The sequence below is a fragment of the Agrobacterium sp. LMR679 genome (assembly GCF_027157905.1).
GTDB lineage: Bacteria > Pseudomonadota > Alphaproteobacteria > Rhizobiales > Rhizobiaceae > Agrobacterium > Agrobacterium leguminum.
The window spans coordinates 565255-581608 of record NZ_JAPVOJ010000002.1 but is presented as its reverse complement, the minus strand read 5'-3'; the positions used below and the strand labels follow the sequence as shown (position 1 = coordinate 581608).

General features: G+C 60.0%; 16 protein-coding genes and 1 tRNA gene. 14 read left to right on the top strand and 3 right to left on the bottom strand.

What is annotated here, in order from left to right; all coding sequences use genetic code 11:
- The first annotated feature begins 118 nt into the window (after nt 1–118).
- The 9 genes from O3W47_RS13640 (at nt 119) to O3W47_RS13600 (ending at nt 8902) form a co-directional block, all read left to right on the top strand.
- A complete protein-coding gene (locus O3W47_RS13640) occupies nt 119–898 on the top strand; it encodes an ABC transporter ATP-binding protein (protein ID WP_137003913.1) in 780 nt (259 codons plus the stop codon).
- 40 nt (nt 899–938) lie between these two features.
- Nucleotides 939–1709, top strand: a complete 771-nt coding sequence (locus O3W47_RS13635) for a transporter substrate-binding domain-containing protein (protein WP_080815993.1) — start codon at nt 939–941, stop codon at nt 1707–1709.
- Nucleotides 1710–1731: 22 nt separating this feature from the next.
- Nucleotides 1732–2454: an ABC transporter permease gene (locus O3W47_RS13630; RefSeq protein WP_035262440.1), complete on the top strand. Its 723-nt coding sequence runs from the start codon at nt 1732–1734 to the stop codon at nt 2452–2454.
- Between the two features lie 12 nt (nt 2455–2466).
- A complete protein-coding gene (locus tag O3W47_RS13625; RefSeq protein ID WP_269313958.1) occupies nt 2467–3156 on the top strand; it encodes an ABC transporter permease in 690 nt (229 codons plus the stop codon).
- A 19-nt stretch (nt 3157–3175) separates the two neighbouring features.
- Nucleotides 3176–4087: a homocysteine S-methyltransferase family protein gene (locus O3W47_RS13620; protein ID WP_269313957.1), complete on the top strand. Its 912-nt coding sequence runs from the start codon at nt 3176–3178 to the stop codon at nt 4085–4087.
- Nucleotides 4088–4217: 130 nt separating this feature from the next.
- Nucleotides 4218–4790: an NADPH-dependent FMN reductase gene (locus tag O3W47_RS13615; protein WP_137452777.1), complete on the top strand. Its 573-nt coding sequence runs from the start codon at nt 4218–4220 to the stop codon at nt 4788–4790.
- A 1-nt stretch (nt 4791) separates the two neighbouring features.
- Nucleotides 4792–5994, top strand: a complete 1203-nt coding sequence (locus O3W47_RS13610; RefSeq protein WP_269313956.1) for an MFS transporter — start codon at nt 4792–4794, stop codon at nt 5992–5994.
- 384 nt (nt 5995–6378) lie between these two features.
- Nucleotides 6379–8325, top strand: a complete 1947-nt coding sequence (locus O3W47_RS13605) for a methyl-accepting chemotaxis protein (RefSeq protein ID WP_269313955.1) — start codon at nt 6379–6381, stop codon at nt 8323–8325.
- Nucleotides 8326–8332: 7 nt separating this feature from the next.
- Entirely contained in the window at nt 8333–8902 is a 570-nt protein-coding gene (locus O3W47_RS13600) for a hypothetical protein (RefSeq protein ID WP_269314887.1), read from the top strand.
- A gap of 23 nt (nt 8903–8925) precedes the next feature.
- Here O3W47_RS13600 and O3W47_RS13595 read toward each other — a convergent pair.
- Nucleotides 8926–9002 (bottom strand) — tRNA-Arg (locus O3W47_RS13595).
- Between the two features lie 520 nt (nt 9003–9522).
- On the opposite strand from O3W47_RS13595, the gene O3W47_RS13590 reads away from it, so the two are divergent.
- Nucleotides 9523–10029, top strand: coding sequence for a MarR family winged helix-turn-helix transcriptional regulator (locus tag O3W47_RS13590; RefSeq protein WP_003520548.1), 507 nt, complete (start codon nt 9523–9525; stop codon nt 10027–10029).
- A 258-nt stretch (nt 10030–10287) separates the two neighbouring features.
- Entirely contained in the window at nt 10288–10551 is a 264-nt protein-coding gene (locus tag O3W47_RS13585; RefSeq protein ID WP_174025379.1) for a hypothetical protein, read from the top strand.
- Nucleotides 10552–10606: 55 nt separating this feature from the next.
- Here O3W47_RS13585 and O3W47_RS13580 read toward each other — a convergent pair whose 3' ends face one another.
- Together O3W47_RS13580 and O3W47_RS13575 are read right to left on the bottom strand one after the other, a co-directional pair.
- Nucleotides 10607–11089: a hypothetical protein gene (locus tag O3W47_RS13580; protein ID WP_137003906.1), complete on the bottom strand. Its 483-nt coding sequence runs from the start codon at nt 11087–11089 to the stop codon at nt 10607–10609.
- Nucleotides 11090–11160: 71 nt separating this feature from the next.
- Nucleotides 11161–12165, bottom strand: a complete 1005-nt coding sequence (locus tag O3W47_RS13575; protein ID WP_269313954.1) for a LysR family transcriptional regulator — start codon at nt 12163–12165, stop codon at nt 11161–11163.
- A 255-nt stretch (nt 12166–12420) separates the two neighbouring features.
- On the opposite strand from O3W47_RS13575, the gene chvE reads away from it, so the two are divergent.
- The 3 genes from chvE to gguB all read left to right on the top strand — a co-directional run bounded on the left by chvE (nt 12421) and on the right by gguB (nt 16307).
- On the top strand, nt 12421–13485 hold the full coding sequence (gene chvE / locus O3W47_RS13570) for a sugar ABC transporter substrate-binding protein ChvE (protein WP_003520542.1): 1065 nt from the start codon (nt 12421–12423) through the stop codon (nt 13483–13485).
- A gap of 90 nt (nt 13486–13575) precedes the next feature.
- Nucleotides 13576–15114: a sugar ABC transporter ATP-binding protein GguA gene (gguA, locus tag O3W47_RS13565; protein ID WP_269313953.1), complete on the top strand. Its 1539-nt coding sequence runs from the start codon at nt 13576–13578 to the stop codon at nt 15112–15114.
- On the top strand, nt 15111–16307 hold the full coding sequence (gene gguB, locus O3W47_RS13560) for a sugar ABC transporter permease GguB (protein WP_020810904.1): 1197 nt from the start codon (nt 15111–15113) through the stop codon (nt 16305–16307). Before gguA ends, gguB begins: the two co-directional genes overlap by 4 nt.
- Nucleotides 16308–16354: the final 47 nt, after the last annotated feature.

Sequence of the window (16354 nt, the reverse complement as noted above, 5' to 3'; positions counted from 1 at the left end):
CTGCGGCTATTTTCGCTAAACATGCGCGGCTCAAGTCTTTGTTATCGTGCACGTCGCGCCGCGAAACCCCGGCTATTGGCGTGGCGGCACTGAAAAAACGGATCGGCAAGGTCAATCGATGGCAGATACAGGCGCCTGCGCGCTCGAGGCGGATGACATCCACAAGAGCTTCGGCACGCATGAAGTTTTGAAGGGCGTTTCCTTGCAGGCCCACAAGGGCGATGTCATCTCGATCATCGGGTCTTCCGGTTCCGGCAAAAGCACCTTTCTGCGCTGCATGAATTTTCTCGAAACGCCGGATCGCGGCCGCGTCATCGTCAATGGCGAGGAAATCGCCACGAAAACCGGCCGCGACGGCAAGGCCGTGCCGAAAAGCTGGCGGCAGGTGGAAAAACTGCGCACCGGCCTTGGCATGGTGTTCCAGAATTTCAATCTCTGGGCCCATCGCACGGTTATCGAAAACGTCATCGAGGCGCCCGTTCATGTTCTCGGCGTCAGGCGGCAGGAGGCGGTTGAAAAGGCCGAAGCCCTGCTGAACAAGGTCGGGCTTTATGACAAGAAAAACGCCTATCCGGCATTCCTGTCCGGCGGGCAGCAGCAGCGCGCCGCGATTGCGCGTGCGCTCTGCATGGAGCCGGCGGTGATGCTGTTCGATGAACCCACTTCGGCGCTCGATCCGGAACTGGTGGGCGAGGTTCTGAAGGTCATTCGCGATCTGGCCGAGGAAGGCCGCACCATGCTGCTCGTCACCCATGAAATGCGCTTTGCGCGCGATGTTTCCTCTCAGGTCGTGTTTCTGCATCAGGGCCGGGTGGAGGAGGCGGGGCCGCCGGCGCAGGTGTTCGGAAACCCCTTGAGCGCCCGATGCCGGGAATTTACCGGCGCGCTTGCCAATTGACCCTTTTGCCTGACAATCCGTTTTAACAGGAGAGACTTGAATGAAATTCTTCGCCACGCTGCTTGCCGGAACGGCATTTGCGTTTTCCGCCTTCACCGCCAGCGCCGACGTGCGCTTCGGCATCATGAACGAGGCCTACCCGCCCTTCTTCGCCAAGGATGCCAGCGGCAAGTGGCAGGGTTGGGAAATCGATCTCATGGACGCCGTCTGCGCGGAAATGAAGGAAAAATGCTCGATCGTGGAGCTCTCCTGGGATGGTCTCATCCCGGCGCTGCAGACGAAAAAATTCGACGTCATCTGGTCGTCCATGTCGAACACCGAAGAGCGCCAGAAGATCATCGATTTCACCGATAAATATTACAACACGCCGAGCAAGCTGATCGGCGCCAAGGGCGAAAAGGCGGGTGCGACGGCCGAGGACGTCAAGGGCAAGACCATCGGCATTCAGGTGGCCACCATCCAGTCCGAATATTACAAGAAATATTTCGCCGGTGTCGCCGATGAGAAGACCTACCAGACGCTGGACGAGGCATTTCAGGATCTCGCGGCCGGCCGCATCGACTACGTCTTCGGCGATTCCATCGTTCTCGACGCTTTCGTGAAGAGCGATGCCGGCAAGGATTGCTGCGCCGACATGGGCGATGTCGCCGACGACAAGGAAATCCTCGGTCTCGGCGTTTCGGGCGGCCTGCGCAAGGAAGACACCGAACTCAAGGCCAAGCTGAATGCGGCAATCGCCGCCGTCCGCGCCAGCGGCAAATATGACGAGATCACCAGGAAGTACTTCAGCTTCAATATTTACGGGCAGTAATTCGGTCTGATCGGTCACGCATATGGCAAGCCTTGAAACCACGTTGCAACTTCTGTCTCCCTATCCTCCGGGATGGGGCGGCACCCTGTTGAAGGGTGCGGCGTCGACGCTTGCCATTTCCGCCGGCGCCTATCTGATCGGCCTTGCCATCGGCATGGCCGGGGCGCTCGGCAAGCTTTCGGGCAACAGGCCTCTTGGCCTGCTGCTTAATCTCTATACCACCGCGATCCGCGCCGTTCCCGAGCTGATCCTCATCGTCGGGCTTTATTATGCCGGGACTGACGGCCTCAACCGGCTGCTGCTGCTCGCCGGCATGCCGCCGCTGGAGGTGAACGGTTTCGTTGCCGCCGTTGCGGTTCTGGGTTTCGTGCAGGGGGCCTATATGACCGAGGTGCTGCGCGGGGCGATCCTTGCCATTCCGAGCGGGCAGATCGAGGCGGCGCGCGCCTTCGGCATGTCGCCGGCCTTACGGTTCCGCCGGGTGGTTTTGCCGGCGCTTTTGCCGAACGCCTTGCCGGGGCTCGGCAATCTCTGGCTTGCGGTGACCAAGGACAGCGCCCTGGTGGCGGTCGTCGGTTATCAGGAACTGGCGCTCGCGACGCGTCTCGCCGGTGCCAGCACCAAGCAATATTTCCTGTTCTTCCTTGCCGCCGCCCTGCTTTACCTCGCCATCACGCTCGTTTCCAACCTCGTTTTTTCGCTGCTCGAACGCCGCGTGCGGCGCGGCCAGCCGGCCCTGGCCTGAGGAGGGGACGGCATGGATTTTTCATGGGTCGCGAAATATTGGCCGCTGCTTCTTTCGGGTGCATGGCAGACGGTGGCGCTGCTTGTCATCTCCGTCAGCATCGGGTTTCTTCTGGCCATCGGGCTTGCGTTTGCGCAGGTGAGCGGCGGGCGGGTGACGAAAATCCTGGCGCGGGCCTATTGCACCTTCTTCCGGGGCACGCCGCTGCTCATCCAGCTCTGGCTGCTTTATTACGGCGTCGGCTCGCTTCTGCCGATGATCCCCGGCCTGCGCCAGAGCTTCATGTGGCCGGTGCTGCGCGAAGGGTTCTTCTTCGCGGCCGTCAGCTTCACGCTGAATTATGCGGCCTATGAGGCGGAAGTTCTGCGCGGCGCGCTGCTGGCGGTGCCGAAAGGCGAGCTGGAGGCGGGCAGGGCGTTCGGCATGGGCCGTTTCACCCTCATTCGCCGCATCTGGCTGCCGCGCGCCATCCGCATCGCGCTGCCGACCATTGCCGGCGAGGTGGTGATGCAGCTTAAAGCCACGCCGCTTGCTTTCACCGTGACGGTGATGGACCTCTACGCCGTCGCCTACAAGGTGCGGCAGGATACGCTGCTGGTCTATGAGCCGCTGATCGTCGTCACCGTTTTTTATCTCATTCTCACCGCCATCATCGCCCGCTGTTTCGGCCTTGTCGAACAGCAGGTGCCGGTCAGGCGATAAACATTCAGGGAGTATGACCATGAGCACAATCCGTATCCTCGACGGCGGCATGAGCCGCGAATTGCAGCGGCTGGGCGCCGAGCTGAAACAACCGGAATGGTCGGCGCTGGCGCTTATCGACGCGCCCGATATCGTGCGGCAGGTGCATGCGGAATTTATCGAAGCCGGCGCCGATGTCGTCACCACCAATTCTTATGCGCTGGTGCCCTTCCACATCGGCGAAGAGCGTTTCCAGAGGGATGGCGCATCGCTGATCGCCCTTTCGGGCAAGCTGGCGCGCGAAGCGGCGGATGCTTCCGGTCGCAAGGTGCTGGTGGCGGGTTCGCTGCCGCCGATCTTCGGTTCCTATGAGCCGCAGAATTTCGATGCCACGCGGGTGCAGGCCTATCTGAAGGTGCTGGTCGACAATCTTGCGCCTCATGTCGATGTCTGGCTCGGCGAGACGCTCAGCCTGATCGCCGAGGGCGAAGCGGTGCGCGAGGCCGTTGCCGCGACCGGCAAACCGTTCTGGATTTCCTTCACGCTCAACGACGATGCGGCTGCGGCCGGCGGCGAGCCCGCGCTTCGCTCCGGTGAAACGGTCAGGGCGGCTGCCGAATGGGCGGCGCAATCGGGTGCCGCCGCCCTTCTGTTCAATTGCAGCAAGCCGGAAGTCATGAAGGCCGCCGTCGAGACGGCCGCCGCCGTCTTCGCGGAAAAGGCTGTGTCGCTGGAAATCGGCGTTTACGCCAATGCCTTCGAAGGCGAACAGGGCGATTCCGCCGCCAATGAGGGGCTGCATGGCACGCGCGCGGATCTGACCGGCGATGTCTATTCCCGTTTTGCCTGCTCCTGGGCGGATGCGGGCGCGACCATGATCGGCGGCTGCTGCGGCATCGGTGCGGCGCATATCCACAAGGTTGCGACAGCGCTGCGGCGCGCGGCGGCCTGAAGCACCCCACGCCACTGCAAGAGACGATGCGGCAGGTTTTGAACCTGCCGCTTTTTTTATGTGCGGCTATTGACCTCAACTATAGTTGAGGAATTATCAGGGCATGGAACACACTTTTGAAGGACGTTCCATGAGCGACAATACACTTTCCATCCGCATCATCTTCGGCAGCGCTCGCAATCCGCGCTTCTGCGATGTCATCGGCAAATGGCTGCTGGAGCGGCTGGAGGCACTGCCGGGACTGGAGCTTGCGGTCATCGACCCGCGCGAACTCGATCTGCCGCAGGACCACGCGCCCGAGCGCGCCGCGGTCCGGGAGCTTCGGCAAAGCCTCGATGGCGCAGATGCCTTCATCGTCGTCACCCCGGAATATAACCGCAGTTACCCCGGCGCGCTGAAGGTGCTGATCGATTCCGCCTATGACGAATGGGGCGCAAAACCGGTGGCTTTCGTATCCTATGGCGGGATTTCCGGGGGCCTGCGCGCCGCCGAGCAGCTTCGTCCCGTCTTTGCGGAACTGCATGCGGTGACGATCCGCGATGTCGTCAGCTTCGCCAATCCCTGGGATCGTGTGGATGCCGCTGGCCACTTCGACGCCGGCGTGCCGGCGGCAGGCGCGCTGGAGACGATGATGAACAAGCTCGGCTGGTGGGCGCGTGCGCTGAAACAGGCGCGGTCCGCAACGCCTTACAAGGGGGCGTGAGATGGCCGAAAAATCCCTCGCCTTGAAAGTGACGCTGCTGTTCGTCGCCACGCTTACCATCATGGCCGGAACCACGGTTGCACCTTCGCTGCCGGCCATTGAGCAGACTTTCCTGTCGACGCCGCATGTGGATATCATGAGCCGCATGGTGCTGACATTGCCCTCGGTCTTCGTGGCTTTCTGCGCCCCCATTGCCGGGGTGCTGGCGGATCGCTTCGGCCGCAAGCGGCTCCTGCTCGGCGCGATCCTGCTTTACAGTCTTTCCGGCATGTCCGGCCTTTTTGCCGACAGACTTGCCGGCCTGCTCGTCGGGCGCGCTTTTCTGGGGTTGGCGATCGGCGCCATCATGACGATCGGCACGGCGCTGGTGGGCGATTATTTCGAAGGCTCGGCGCGGGAGCGTTATCTCGGCCTGCAACAGGCTTTTACCCAGATCGGCGGCGTGGTTTTTGTGGTGGCCGGCGGTTTGCTGGCGGATCTGCACTGGCGCGCGCCCTTCGCGGTCTATGCCGTCGCCCTGCTCATTCTGCCGGCGGCCCTGTTCTTTCTGACGGAGCCGGTGAGGAACGACAGCCGTATAAAAGCCGGCGGCGAACAGGACTTTGCGGTCAACTGGCTGCTGGTGGGTGTGCTGGCGCTGGCGGTATTTCTCGTCAATGCCCTGTTTTACACCATTCCCTCGCAATTGCCGTTCTTCCTGCGGGAGCTCGGAGTGTTTTCCGGCAGCATTGCCGGATATGCCATCGGCATTTTCAATCTGGCCGGGGCGCTGGCGGCGCTCAATTTCGGGCGATTGCGGGCAAGGGCCAGCGTGACCGCCATCATTGCCGCCGGGCTGGTGTCGATGGCGACGGGTTTTGCGCTGCTTGCCATGGCCGAAGGGCTGGTCGCCATGCTGTCATCGCTTGCGGTGGTGGGGTTTGGCCTCGGCGTGGTGATGCCGGGCATCATGTCCACCACCATCATGCTGGCGCCGCTCAGACTGCGCGGGCGTATCGCCGGCATCGTCACCGCTTCGATGTTTCTCGGGCATTTCATCTCGCCGCTGGCAAGCCAGCCATGGATTGCCCGTTTCGGTTTTGCCGCCGCCTATCGCGACATCGCCATGATATTCGCCGCCATGGCCGGACTTGCCGTCATGGCCGCCATCTTGCAGCGATGGGCGGCCACGCGAAGAGCGCGGCCCTTTGCAGGGCGCGGCTGATTTTGCCTGTCTCCGGGGGCAAAAAACACCCGTGCTTTGCCCGCCGTGGCGTGAAGGAATTATAAAGTTTTTGATCATAATCATTTTATTGGAAAATAAACCGGGAGCGACGGCTGAAAATTCGCTCGCTTCCGTTTTTTCAGGGAATTCGGCCTGGCGTTCCCGCCTGCTGGCGGGCCGCCGCGCCAACCGTGGTGAGCGGCCTCCCCGTATTTGAAGGGACGGGCGGCTTTCTGCGGCGCATGCATGATGCAGATGCGGCCAGAGCCTATGATGCGGCTAGCGAAGTCTCGATGATCGGGGCGTTCGACGTGCAATGTCAGTGTTGCCGAACACCTCCGGCACGGGGAAGGAGCGGCTTTTTTCAATGACGTGAGGCTTTCCGTGTCTTTTCTTCAAAACGCCAGTATCCGCACAAAAATCCTGTCGCTCATTCTCCCGCTCTGCATCGTCGGCCTTGGTGCCGCCGCCTACATGTCCACCCGCTACAAGGAAGCGGACACGGCCTACTCGCTCTTTATCGCCAACGACAATGCCGCGCTGGTGGAGCTCGCGCGCGCCAACCGAAATCTGGTTGCCCTGGCCTATGGTGCCTATCAGGTCATGGCTTATGACGTGAACGGGCCGGAGATAAAGGCCGCCAAGCAGGCCTACAGTGACAGCAAGGGCGCGCTCCTGCAGCGCCTCAATAATGCGAAGACTGTTTTTCCCGAAGAGTCCGCTGCGATGGACGCCTTCATCGCGCAGTCGCAGGCCATAACCGCCATGACGGACAAGGCTGTCGAACTTGGCATGGCAAACCGTAATGAGGAATCCGCTGCCCAGCTGCTTAAGGCGGACGCCTCCATTCAGGCGACTTCGGTTGCCCTGACGGCGCTGCTGGACAAGCTCGCCAAGGGCGTTGTCGAGGGAAGCGACGAACTGACGGACCAGACCAATTCGACCATCCTCACTTCGCTGGTGGTTGTCGGCATCGCTTTTGCGGCCGGCATCATTCTGGCGCTGTTCGTGGCCTCCCGTGGCATCACCACGCCTATCGCCCGCCTGCGCGAGCGCATGGTGTCGCTTGCCGGCGGCGAGACGGCCACGGAAATCGACGGCATGGCGCGCCGCGACGAAGTGGGCCAGATGGCGAAGGCCGTGCAGGTCTTCCGCGAAAACGCCATCGAGCGCATTCGTCTCGAACAGGAAACCGAAGCCAATCGCAGCCTATCGGAGAAAGACCGGATGGAGCGCGAACAGCAGAAGGCAAGGGAAGCGGCCGACGTCAAGTTCGCCGTCGACAATCTCGCAGCCGGTCTTTCCAAGCTTTCGGAAGGCGATGTTTCCTATCGCATCGGCCAGCCGTTCACCGCCACACTCGACACCGTTCGCAACGATTTCAACATGTCCGCCGAAAAGCTGCAGGCGGCCCTGACCAAGGTGGCTCAGAACGCCAGCGGCATCGGCGCGGGTGCGGACGAGATCAAATCTGCCGCCGACGATCTGGCCAAGCGCACCGAGCAGCAGGCCGCGGCTGTCGAAGAAACCGCCGCCGCTCTGGAAGAAATCACCACGACGGTCAGGGATTCCACCAAGCGCGCACAGGAGGCGGGCCTGATCGTCAGCCGTGCCAGGGCGGGCGCCGAACAATCCGGCGACGTGGTGCGCCGCGCCGTGGTCGCCATGGAGCAGATTGCGAAATCCGCCAATGAGATCAGCAACATCATCGGCGTCATCGACGAGATCGCTTTCCAGACCAACCTTCTGGCGCTCAATGCCGGTGTGGAAGCGGCGCGTGCGGGTGAGGCCGGCAAGGGTTTTGCCGTCGTCGCACAGGAAGTGCGTGAGCTTGCCCAGCGCTCCGCCCATGCCGCCAAGGAGATCAAGGCGCTGATCAACACCTCGAACGATCAGGTGCAGCAGGGCGTTCAGCTGGTGGGCGACACCGGCAAGGCGCTTGCGACCATCGTTTCGGAAGTGCAGGAGATCAACCGGCACGTCGTCTCCATCGTGGAAGCCGCGCAGGAACAGTCTTCCGGCCTGCAGCAGATCAATACGGCGGTCAACCAGATGGATCAGGACACGCAGAAAAATGCGGCCATGGTGGAAGAAACCAATGCCGCAAGCCATAGCCTTCCTAAGGAAGTGGCGTCGCTCAACCAGCTGCTCTCCCAGTTCCGGCTCGCCGACGGCGCCCATCAGCCGAAAAGCCAGCCCGCGCCTGTCCGCAGCGCCGGTGGCAGCGACAAATATGTCGCCTCTTCCGTCCGCGCGCTGGGCCGCAAGATCGCCTCGGCGTTTTCGGGCAATGCCGCCGTCGATACAAAGGGCGACTGGCAGGAGTTCTGAGCCGCGATTGGCTGCCGACATGCATTTCGGCGGGGAGACATCCCCGCCGGCGTTCAACGACGATGTGGCGCAAGCGAAAGCCGTTCTGGCAAAATCGATGTCCACCGTGCGAAACGCAACGCCTTCGCGACGGTTAGATCATCCCATCGGCAACCATCGCCATGGGGGTTCCCCGCCACCGGTTCACGCGCGAAAACATCCATCTGATGAAATCCGAGCTTTTCGCTGCCCGACCGGCGGGCACTTAGGGTCCGCTGGGGCCCTTTTCCTTCTTCGCCTGATCGTGATGCCACTTGATGGCGAAGTACATGCCCGTACCCAGCACGATAATCTTGAACGGAAGAAAGACTATAGGGAAGAAATCTACCCAATCCCAATCCATCATTGGAGTATTTCCAGTCTATTATCTGACGCATTCTGCCGGGGTAGCGCTATCGCAAAACTGCTGCTTCAACAACGTCATTTGATGCTCTCAGGCAGGGTCTTTTTGACGCAGCCTGCGCCGATTCTGCTTCATCCGGAGCTCTTGAAGCTCATTCTCGACATGCTTCCCGTGATTGTTTCAGGGATAGCGTGAAACGCTGAAAGCTTTGAGAAATATGGCGCACCCGACAGGATTCGAACCTGTGACCTTTGGAATCGGAATCCAACACTCTATCCAGCTGAGCTACGGGTGCAGCGGTCACGCTTGAATCGCGTGCAGCGGTTGGTTCATACCCCAGCTTTGTTTTCGCATCAATGTCTAAAAATCAGAGATTTGCGAAAGGTTGCCGGTTTTTGGGCGGAGCCCGGCGTGGGGGCTGTTTTGGGGTGGTCATGGGCCCTTGTGCGGTGGCAGGGCGATGCGTCGTTTGACGTATTGTCTTTTTGCCGGAATAGGGTTTCCCTTATAAGTAGTATGTTATTGCCGGGCCGGACCGCTGTTTTGCCGCTTTCACGAAGAGGCCCTCGGATGAGGGCAACGCCTTTCAAATACGGCGCGGGAGGCGATTTTATCCCCTCAAATTTGGCGGGTAAATAGTCATACTTTTTTCGTTCGTCGGGTGGCGATCCGGAGTCCGGATTTGCTTTGCCGGCGATTAACTGTCAAATTATTATACAATATTAGTATCATCTACATTTATTTGGGATACAGTTTCGTGACGTTGTCGGTTATGATTTCGACAAGGTAAAGGAACGAATCAGGCGGGGGATCGGATGGCTTTGCGATTGGCACACAGCAACGGGCCGCGGACGGAAAAGGCCGAAAGCGGCAGCGCGGAAGCGGCGCATATCACGGCTATCGACTATGGGTTGCTGACGACTGCGATCAGCTATCATTTGCGACACTCGCAACTTGCCGTGGCAAACGGTTTTGCCGATGTGCTGGCGGAGCAGGGATTGCGGCCGGCCGATTTTTCCGTTCTCGTCATCGTCGGCGGCAATCCGGGTCTCAAGCAGAGCGATGTGGCCGAAGCGCTCGGCATACAGCGCGCCAATTTCGTCGCCATCGTCGACAGCATGGAAGAGAAGGGACTGCTCGTCCGCCGCAAATCGGAAGAGGACCGGCGCGTTCATTTCCTCGACATGACGGAGGAGGGCAGCAGCCTTCTCGACCGGCTTTCCAATACCTGGCGGGATCGGGAGGAAAAGCTGATCGACAGGATCGGCGGCAAGAAGGCCCGTGATCAGCTTCTGGCGCTGCTCGGACGCCTGCGGGACTGAGCTTCGACGAGAGCGGGGCTATCCGGGCGCGGGCCGCCGCAGGGTGCTGCCTGTGCGCAGATGTTCCCGTCTTCCCATTGCCTGTGGCATCGGCGACGGTCTTCCTGCGCTGGTCTTTCACGCCAGCCTGATCGGCAGCGGGGCTGAATTGCGTTGCAATTTTCCTGTGAAACCGCCAAGACGCATAAGCATCTTCACGCCTTTGGGTGTGGAACCGCAATCATGCGATCGACTGGAAAGGCCCGGGACGGGAACGCCATGCTGAATATCGATACGAGTCATCCGCTTTATCGTCCCCTGTGGGTCCGGTTGCTCATCGTCGGCTTTTGCGCCGCGTGGGCCGTCATCGAATTCGTCAATCGCGAGTTTTTCTGGGGAACCATCGTTGCCGGCATCGGGGCTTATGCGGCCTATGAATTGCTGCTGAAGTTCAAACCCGCAAGCGATGCTCCCACAAGCGGAAATGGTGCGGATGAACCTGTCGCCGAAAGTGCGCCCACCGACAAGAACGATGCGGGCTGAAGCGCCTCCTGTCTTTCGTTTCATGTATTTTGCGAGATAAGGCCGTCCGGCACTTTTACCGGAAATGCTCCCGCGCCCGCAGCATCCGGATCGCCTGGTCGATCAGGAGATTTGCCGCCGTCATGCGCAGCGTCGCATTTTGCCGGAACTGCGGTTTCACCCGGTCGGGATGATTGAGGCGGGCAAAGGCGCGGCGCTTTTCCGCAAGCGTTGCGGCCGTGTCGGTGTCGTGGATCGCCAGTTCCGCCGAAACATCGGCAAGCGACGTCTTTTCGAGATGGGCCGGCATGGATTCCGGTTCGGGCTCCGGCTCCGGTTCCGGTGGTGGAGCGGGGTCGGCCAGGAAAGCGAGATAGGCATCGAGATTGCCGTTCGCGGGCGGCGGCGTTTCAATATGTGTATCGATGACGAAGCCCGAGCTGAAACCGGCAATGCGGTGACCGGCGGGCGGTGGCGGCTCGGCGCCTTCCTCTTCCGTTTCTTTTTCGTGTTTCAGCCTGTCGACGACCGACTGGAAAACGGATTGTCCGAAGAGCATGCGGCTTTTCCCTCGCCGGTCTGACTATCCGGCCTTTATGGATCATGAAGGTGGTGTCTGGCTTGCCGCCGTCACGGGCCGGTCAGCTTGCGGCTTTCATCCAGAACCAGATCGTAGAGCAGGCGGGCGCTGGGCGGCAAAACACGGCCCTTGGTGGTGATGATGCTGTAGGGCTTTACGACGAGCTCAAAATCCGTCCGCAATATCCGGGTTCGGCCGATATCGGCCTGCTGGCCGGCAACGAATTCGGCCATGTCCTGCGCGATCGGGGCGATGGCATCCGTGTTGCAGACAAGCGCAAGGGTGAGCACCACGGATGGCGTGTTGATGACGTTGCGCGGCATGGCGACGCCGTGGGTGAGGAACACATCCTCCATGGTTCTGCGCAAAAGCGCGCCGGGCGGCTGGAAGACCCAGTCGTAACCGGAGAGATCCTGCAGGGTCACCGGCTCGCCGCGAAGCAGCGGGTGGCCTTCGCGCACCACAAGACAGGCGCGCTCTATGCCGATTTCATGGATGGAAAAGAGGCCGGGATCGAAATCATCGGGAATGCGGCCAATGATGAAATCGTGACGCGCCGCCAGCAGTTCGCGGGCCAGCACGTTGCTGCTTTCCACCTGCACGTTGATTTCGATGCCGGGATAGGTGTCCATGGCGCGCCTTATGGCGGGAACCACGAGGCTGATCGCAGGTGCTGTGACGGCGCCGATATAGACCGAGCCGCCGCTGCCGGATTTCATCTGGTTCAGCTCGCGGCTCGCCTCGCGCAGTTCCAGCAATATGGTGCGTGCCCGCCGCGCCAGCGCCTCGCCGAATTTCGTCAGCACCACGCCGCGCGAGGCCCGCTGACAAAGGGGTGATTTGACGATCGCCTCCATTTCCGAGAGCATGCGCGAGGCTGCGGGCTGCGTCATGTTCATGGCGGCGGCCGCCGCGCTGACCTGCCCGTGCTCCTCGATCATGACCAGCATGCGCAGGTGGCTCATCTTCAATCCGGCCCGCAGCAAAGGGTTGTCCTCAAAGACGAAAAGGGCATCCGTTGTTTGCGCCTGCTCATACACTTTTTGGTTGTTCATTCGTGGTTTTATACCCCTCATCGGTTTTTGTATCGATTTAATATATCATAATTGATATATGGAAACTGATTTATTCTATTTGACAGTTATATAGATTCAGAACAATTTGCGGAATGCCGGGGAGGAGCGGCAGCTGTTCCATTTCGCAACTGCGAAATCGGGGTGAGCGCAATGCGGCTTCTTCCTCTGACGGCATGAATTTCATGGTGCACCGCAGCATGCGGGCTCCAGAGAAGGGCTCAAGGGAGAGAGTTAATGAAGTCCATTATTTCGCTGATGGCGGCTTGTGCCATCGGTGCTGCTTCTTTCGCAGTGCCGGCTTTCGCACAGGACAAGGGTTCCGTTGGTATCGCCATGCCGACCAAGTCGTCCGCACGCTGGATCGACGACGGCAACAACATCGTGAAGCAGCTTCAGGAAGCCGGTTACACGACCGACCTGCAATATGCCGATGACGATATTCCGAACCAGCTTTCCCAGATCGAAAACATGGTCACCAAGGGCGTCAAGGTCCTCGTGATCGCATCGATCGACGGCACGACGCTGTCGGACGTCCTGAAGCAGGCCGGCGAGCAGGGCATCAAGGTCATCGCTTATGACCGCCTGATCCGCAACAGCGGCGACGTCAGCTACTACGCCACCTTCGACAACTTCCAGGTTGGCGTTCTGCAGGCGACTTCGATCGTCGACAAGCTCGGCCTGAAGGACGGCAAGGGCCCGTTCAACATCGAGCTCTTCGGCGGCTCCCCGGACGACAACAACGCCTTCTTCTTCTATGACGGCGCGATGTCGGTCCTCCAGCCTTACATCGACAGCGGCAAGCTCGTCGTGAAGTCCGGCCAGACCGGCATGGACAAGGTCGGTACGCTGCGTTGGGACCCGGCAACGGCCCAGGCCCGCATGGACAACCTGCTGTCCGCTTATTACACCGACGCCAAGGTTGACGCCGTTCTGTCGCCTTACGACGGTCTCTCCATCGGCATCATCTCCTCGCTGAAGGGCGTTGGTTATGGCACGAAGGACCAGCCGCTGCCGGTCGTTTCCGGTCAGGACGCTGAAGTTCCTTCCGTCAAGTCGATCATTGCCGGCGAACAGTACTCCACCATCTTCAAGGACACCCGCGAACTCGCCAAGGTGACCGTGAACATGGTCAACGCCGTTCTGCAGGGCAAGGAGCCTGAGGTAAACGACACCAAGACCTATGAAAATGGCGTCAAGGTCGTTCCGTCCTACCTGCTGAAGCCGGTTGCAGTAACCAAGGAGAACTACAAGCAGGTTCTCGTCGATGGCGGTTACTACAAGGAAGACCAGCTGAAATAAGCTCGACACACATGCGGGGATGGCTTGGCGTCATCCCCGTTTTTCCATAAAAATAAAAACGCCGGAATTAATCGGGCGCTGGATTGCGATATGGCCAATACCATTCTCGAAATGCGGAACATCACCAAGACGTTTCCGGGCGTAAAAGCGCTTGAGAACGTCAACCTCAAGGTTAAAGAGGGTGAGATCCACGCACTCGTCGGTGAGAACGGCGCGGGGAAGTCGACCTTGATGAAGGTCCTTTCCGGTGTTTACCCCGCCGGCACCTATGAGGGCGAAATCCACTATGAAGGCGCAGTGCGGAATTTTCGCGCCATCAACGACAGTGAAGATATTGGTATCATCATCATTCACCAGGAGCTGGCGCTCGTGCCGCTCCTGTCGATTGCGGAAAACATCTTCCTTGGCAACGAGGTCGCTTCGAGCGGCGTCATCAGCTGGCAGCAGACCTTCAACCGTACCCGCGAACTTTTAAAGAAGGTGGGCCTGAAGGAATCGCCGGAGACGCTGATCACCGATATCGGTGTGGGCAAGCAGCAGCTGGTCGAAATCGCCAAGGCGCTGTCGAAGAGCGTGAAGCTGCTCATCCTCGATGAGCCGACGGCTTCGCTCAACGAAAGCGATTCCGAGGCGCTCTTGAACCTGTTGATGGAATTCCGCAAGCAGGGCATGACCTCGATCATCATCACCCACAAGCTGAACGAAGTGCGCAAGGTGGCCGACCAGATCACCGTTTTGCGCGACGGCATGACGGTGAAGACGCTCGACTGTCATCAGGAAGAAATCAGCGAGGATGTCATCATCCGCAACATGGTGGGGCGCGATCTCGAGGATCGTTATCCGCCGCGCGACGTGCCGATCGGCGAGACCATTCTCGAAGTGAAGAACTGGAACGCCTATCATCAGCAGCACCGCGACCGCCAGGTTCTGCACGATATCAACGTTACCGTGCGCAAGGGCGAAGTCGTCGGCATTGCCGGCCTGATGGGTGCCGGGCGCACCGAATTCGCCATGAGCGTGTTCGGCAAGTCCTATGGCCACAAGATCAGCGGCGAAGTGCTGATCGACGGCAAGCCGGTCGATGTCAGCACCGTGCGCAAGGCCATCGATGCGGGTCTCGCCTATGTCACGGAAGACCGCAAGCATCTCGGTCTCGTGCTCAACGACAACATTCTGCACAATACCACGCTTGCCAATCTGGCCGGCGTGTCGAGTGCCAGCATCATCGACGACATCAAGGAAATGAAGGTGGCGAGCGATTTTCGCACGCGCCTGCGCATCCGCTCGTCGGGGATTTTTCAGGAAACGGTCAATCTTTCGGGCGGCAACCAGCAGAAGGTCATGCTCTCCAAGTGGCTGTTCTCCAATCCCGACGTGCTGATCCTCGATGAACCGACCCGCGGTATCGATGTCGGCGCGAAATACGAAATCTACACCATCATCAACCAGCTCGCTGCCGACGGCAAAGGCGTTCTGATGATCTCATCGGAAATGCCCGAACTGCTCGGCAATTGCGACCGCATCTACGTCATGAACGAAGGCCGCATCGTCGCTGAATTGCCGAAGGGAGAGGCGAGCCAGGAAAGCATCATGCGCGCTATCATGCGCTCAGGGGAGAAGAACTCATGAGTTCGGCAAACACCACAAACGAAGAAAGTAACGTCGTCTCGGTCGGGTCGTATATTCGCGCCAATATCCGCGAATACGGCATGCTGATCGCGCTCGTCGCCATCATGGTTTTCTTCCAGTTCTACACCGGCGGCATCCTGTTCCGTCCTGTGAACCTGACCAACCTCATCCTGCAGAACTCGTTCATCGTCATCATGGCGCTGGGCATGCTGCTCGTCATCGTGGCCGGGCATATCGACCTGTCGGTCGGCTCCATCGTCGCCTTTGTCGGTGCGATAGCGGCCATATTGACCGTGCAATGGGGCATGAACCCGTTCCTTGCGGCGCTGATTTGTCTCGTCATCGGCGGCATCATCGGTGCTGCACAGGGTTACTGGATCGCTTACCACCGCATCCCGTCGTTCATCGTGACGCTGGCGGGCATGCTGGTGTTCCGCGGCCTGACGCTGTTCGTGCTCGGTGGCAAGAACATCGGTCCGTTCCCGACCGATTTCCAGATCATCAGCACCGGCTTCCTGCCCGATATCGGCGGCATTGAAGGTCTTAACACCACCTCGATGATCCTGACGGTACTGATTACGGTCGTGCTGTTCTATCTCGCATGGCGCCGTCGCGTCGTGAACGTGAAGCACGGTATCGATGTCGAGCCTTTCGGTTTCTTCATCGCCCAGAACCTGCTGATCTCGGCCGCGATCCTGTTCCTCGGCTACCAGCTTTCGACTTATCGCGGCCTGCCGAACGTGCTGATCGTGATGCTTGTCCTCGTTGCGCTCTACAGCTTCGTGACGCGCCGCACCACCATCGGCCGTCGCATCTACGCGATGGGCGGCAATGAAAAGGCGACCAAGCTTTCCGGTATCAATACCGAACGCCTGAGCTTCCTCACCTTCGTCAACATGGGTGTGCTGGCCGGCCTTGCCGGCATGATCATCGCGACACGCCTCAATTCGGCGACGCCGAAGGCGGGCGTGGGCTTCGAGCTTGACGTTATCGCGGCCTGCTTCATCGGCGGCGCTTCGGCATCCGGCGGCGTTGGCAAGATCACCGGTGCGGTCATCGGCGCCTTCATCATGGGCGTCATGAACAACGGCATGTCGATCGTCGGCCTCGGCATCGACTTCCAGCAGATGGTCAAGGGCCTCGTGCTGCTCGCCGCCGTGTTCTTCGACGTTTACAACAAGAACAAGGGCTGATTGCCCAACCCACATAGCAAGTCAAAAAAGTGGCCGGTTTCCGGCCA

Excerpts from the sequence above, each read along its gene's own strand:
- O3W47_RS13640 (WP_137003913.1), top strand. The coding sequence starts at position 119 with ATGGCAGATACAGGCGCCTGCGCGCTCGAGGCGGATGACATCCACAAG.
- gguA (WP_269313953.1), top strand. The coding sequence starts at position 13,576 with ATGGCCAATACCATTCTCGAAATGCGGAACATCACCAAGACGTTTCCG.
- O3W47_RS13590 (WP_003520548.1), top strand. The coding sequence starts at position 9,523 with ATGGCTTTGCGATTGGCACACAGCAACGGGCCGCGGACGGAAAAGGCC.
- O3W47_RS13575 (WP_269313954.1), bottom strand. The coding sequence starts at position 12,165 with ATGAACAACCAAAAAGTGTATGAGCAGGCGCAAACAACGGATGCCCTT.
- O3W47_RS13580 (WP_137003906.1), bottom strand. The coding sequence starts at position 11,089 with ATGCTCTTCGGACAATCCGTTTTCCAGTCGGTCGTCGACAGGCTGAAA.
- O3W47_RS13635 (WP_080815993.1), top strand. The coding sequence starts at position 939 with ATGAAATTCTTCGCCACGCTGCTTGCCGGAACGGCATTTGCGTTTTCC.
- O3W47_RS13615 (WP_137452777.1), top strand. The coding sequence starts at position 4,218 with ATGAGCGACAATACACTTTCCATCCGCATCATCTTCGGCAGCGCTCGC.
- O3W47_RS13625 (WP_269313958.1), top strand. The coding sequence starts at position 2,467 with ATGGATTTTTCATGGGTCGCGAAATATTGGCCGCTGCTTCTTTCGGGT.
- chvE (WP_003520542.1), top strand. The coding sequence starts at position 12,421 with ATGAAGTCCATTATTTCGCTGATGGCGGCTTGTGCCATCGGTGCTGCT.
- O3W47_RS13585 (WP_174025379.1), top strand. The coding sequence starts at position 10,288 with ATGCTGAATATCGATACGAGTCATCCGCTTTATCGTCCCCTGTGGGTC.
- O3W47_RS13620 (WP_269313957.1), top strand. The coding sequence starts at position 3,176 with ATGAGCACAATCCGTATCCTCGACGGCGGCATGAGCCGCGAATTGCAG.
- O3W47_RS13630 (WP_035262440.1), top strand. The coding sequence starts at position 1,732 with ATGGCAAGCCTTGAAACCACGTTGCAACTTCTGTCTCCCTATCCTCCG.
- O3W47_RS13610 (WP_269313956.1), top strand. The coding sequence starts at position 4,792 with ATGGCCGAAAAATCCCTCGCCTTGAAAGTGACGCTGCTGTTCGTCGCC.
- gguB (WP_020810904.1), top strand. The coding sequence starts at position 15,111 with ATGAGTTCGGCAAACACCACAAACGAAGAAAGTAACGTCGTCTCGGTC.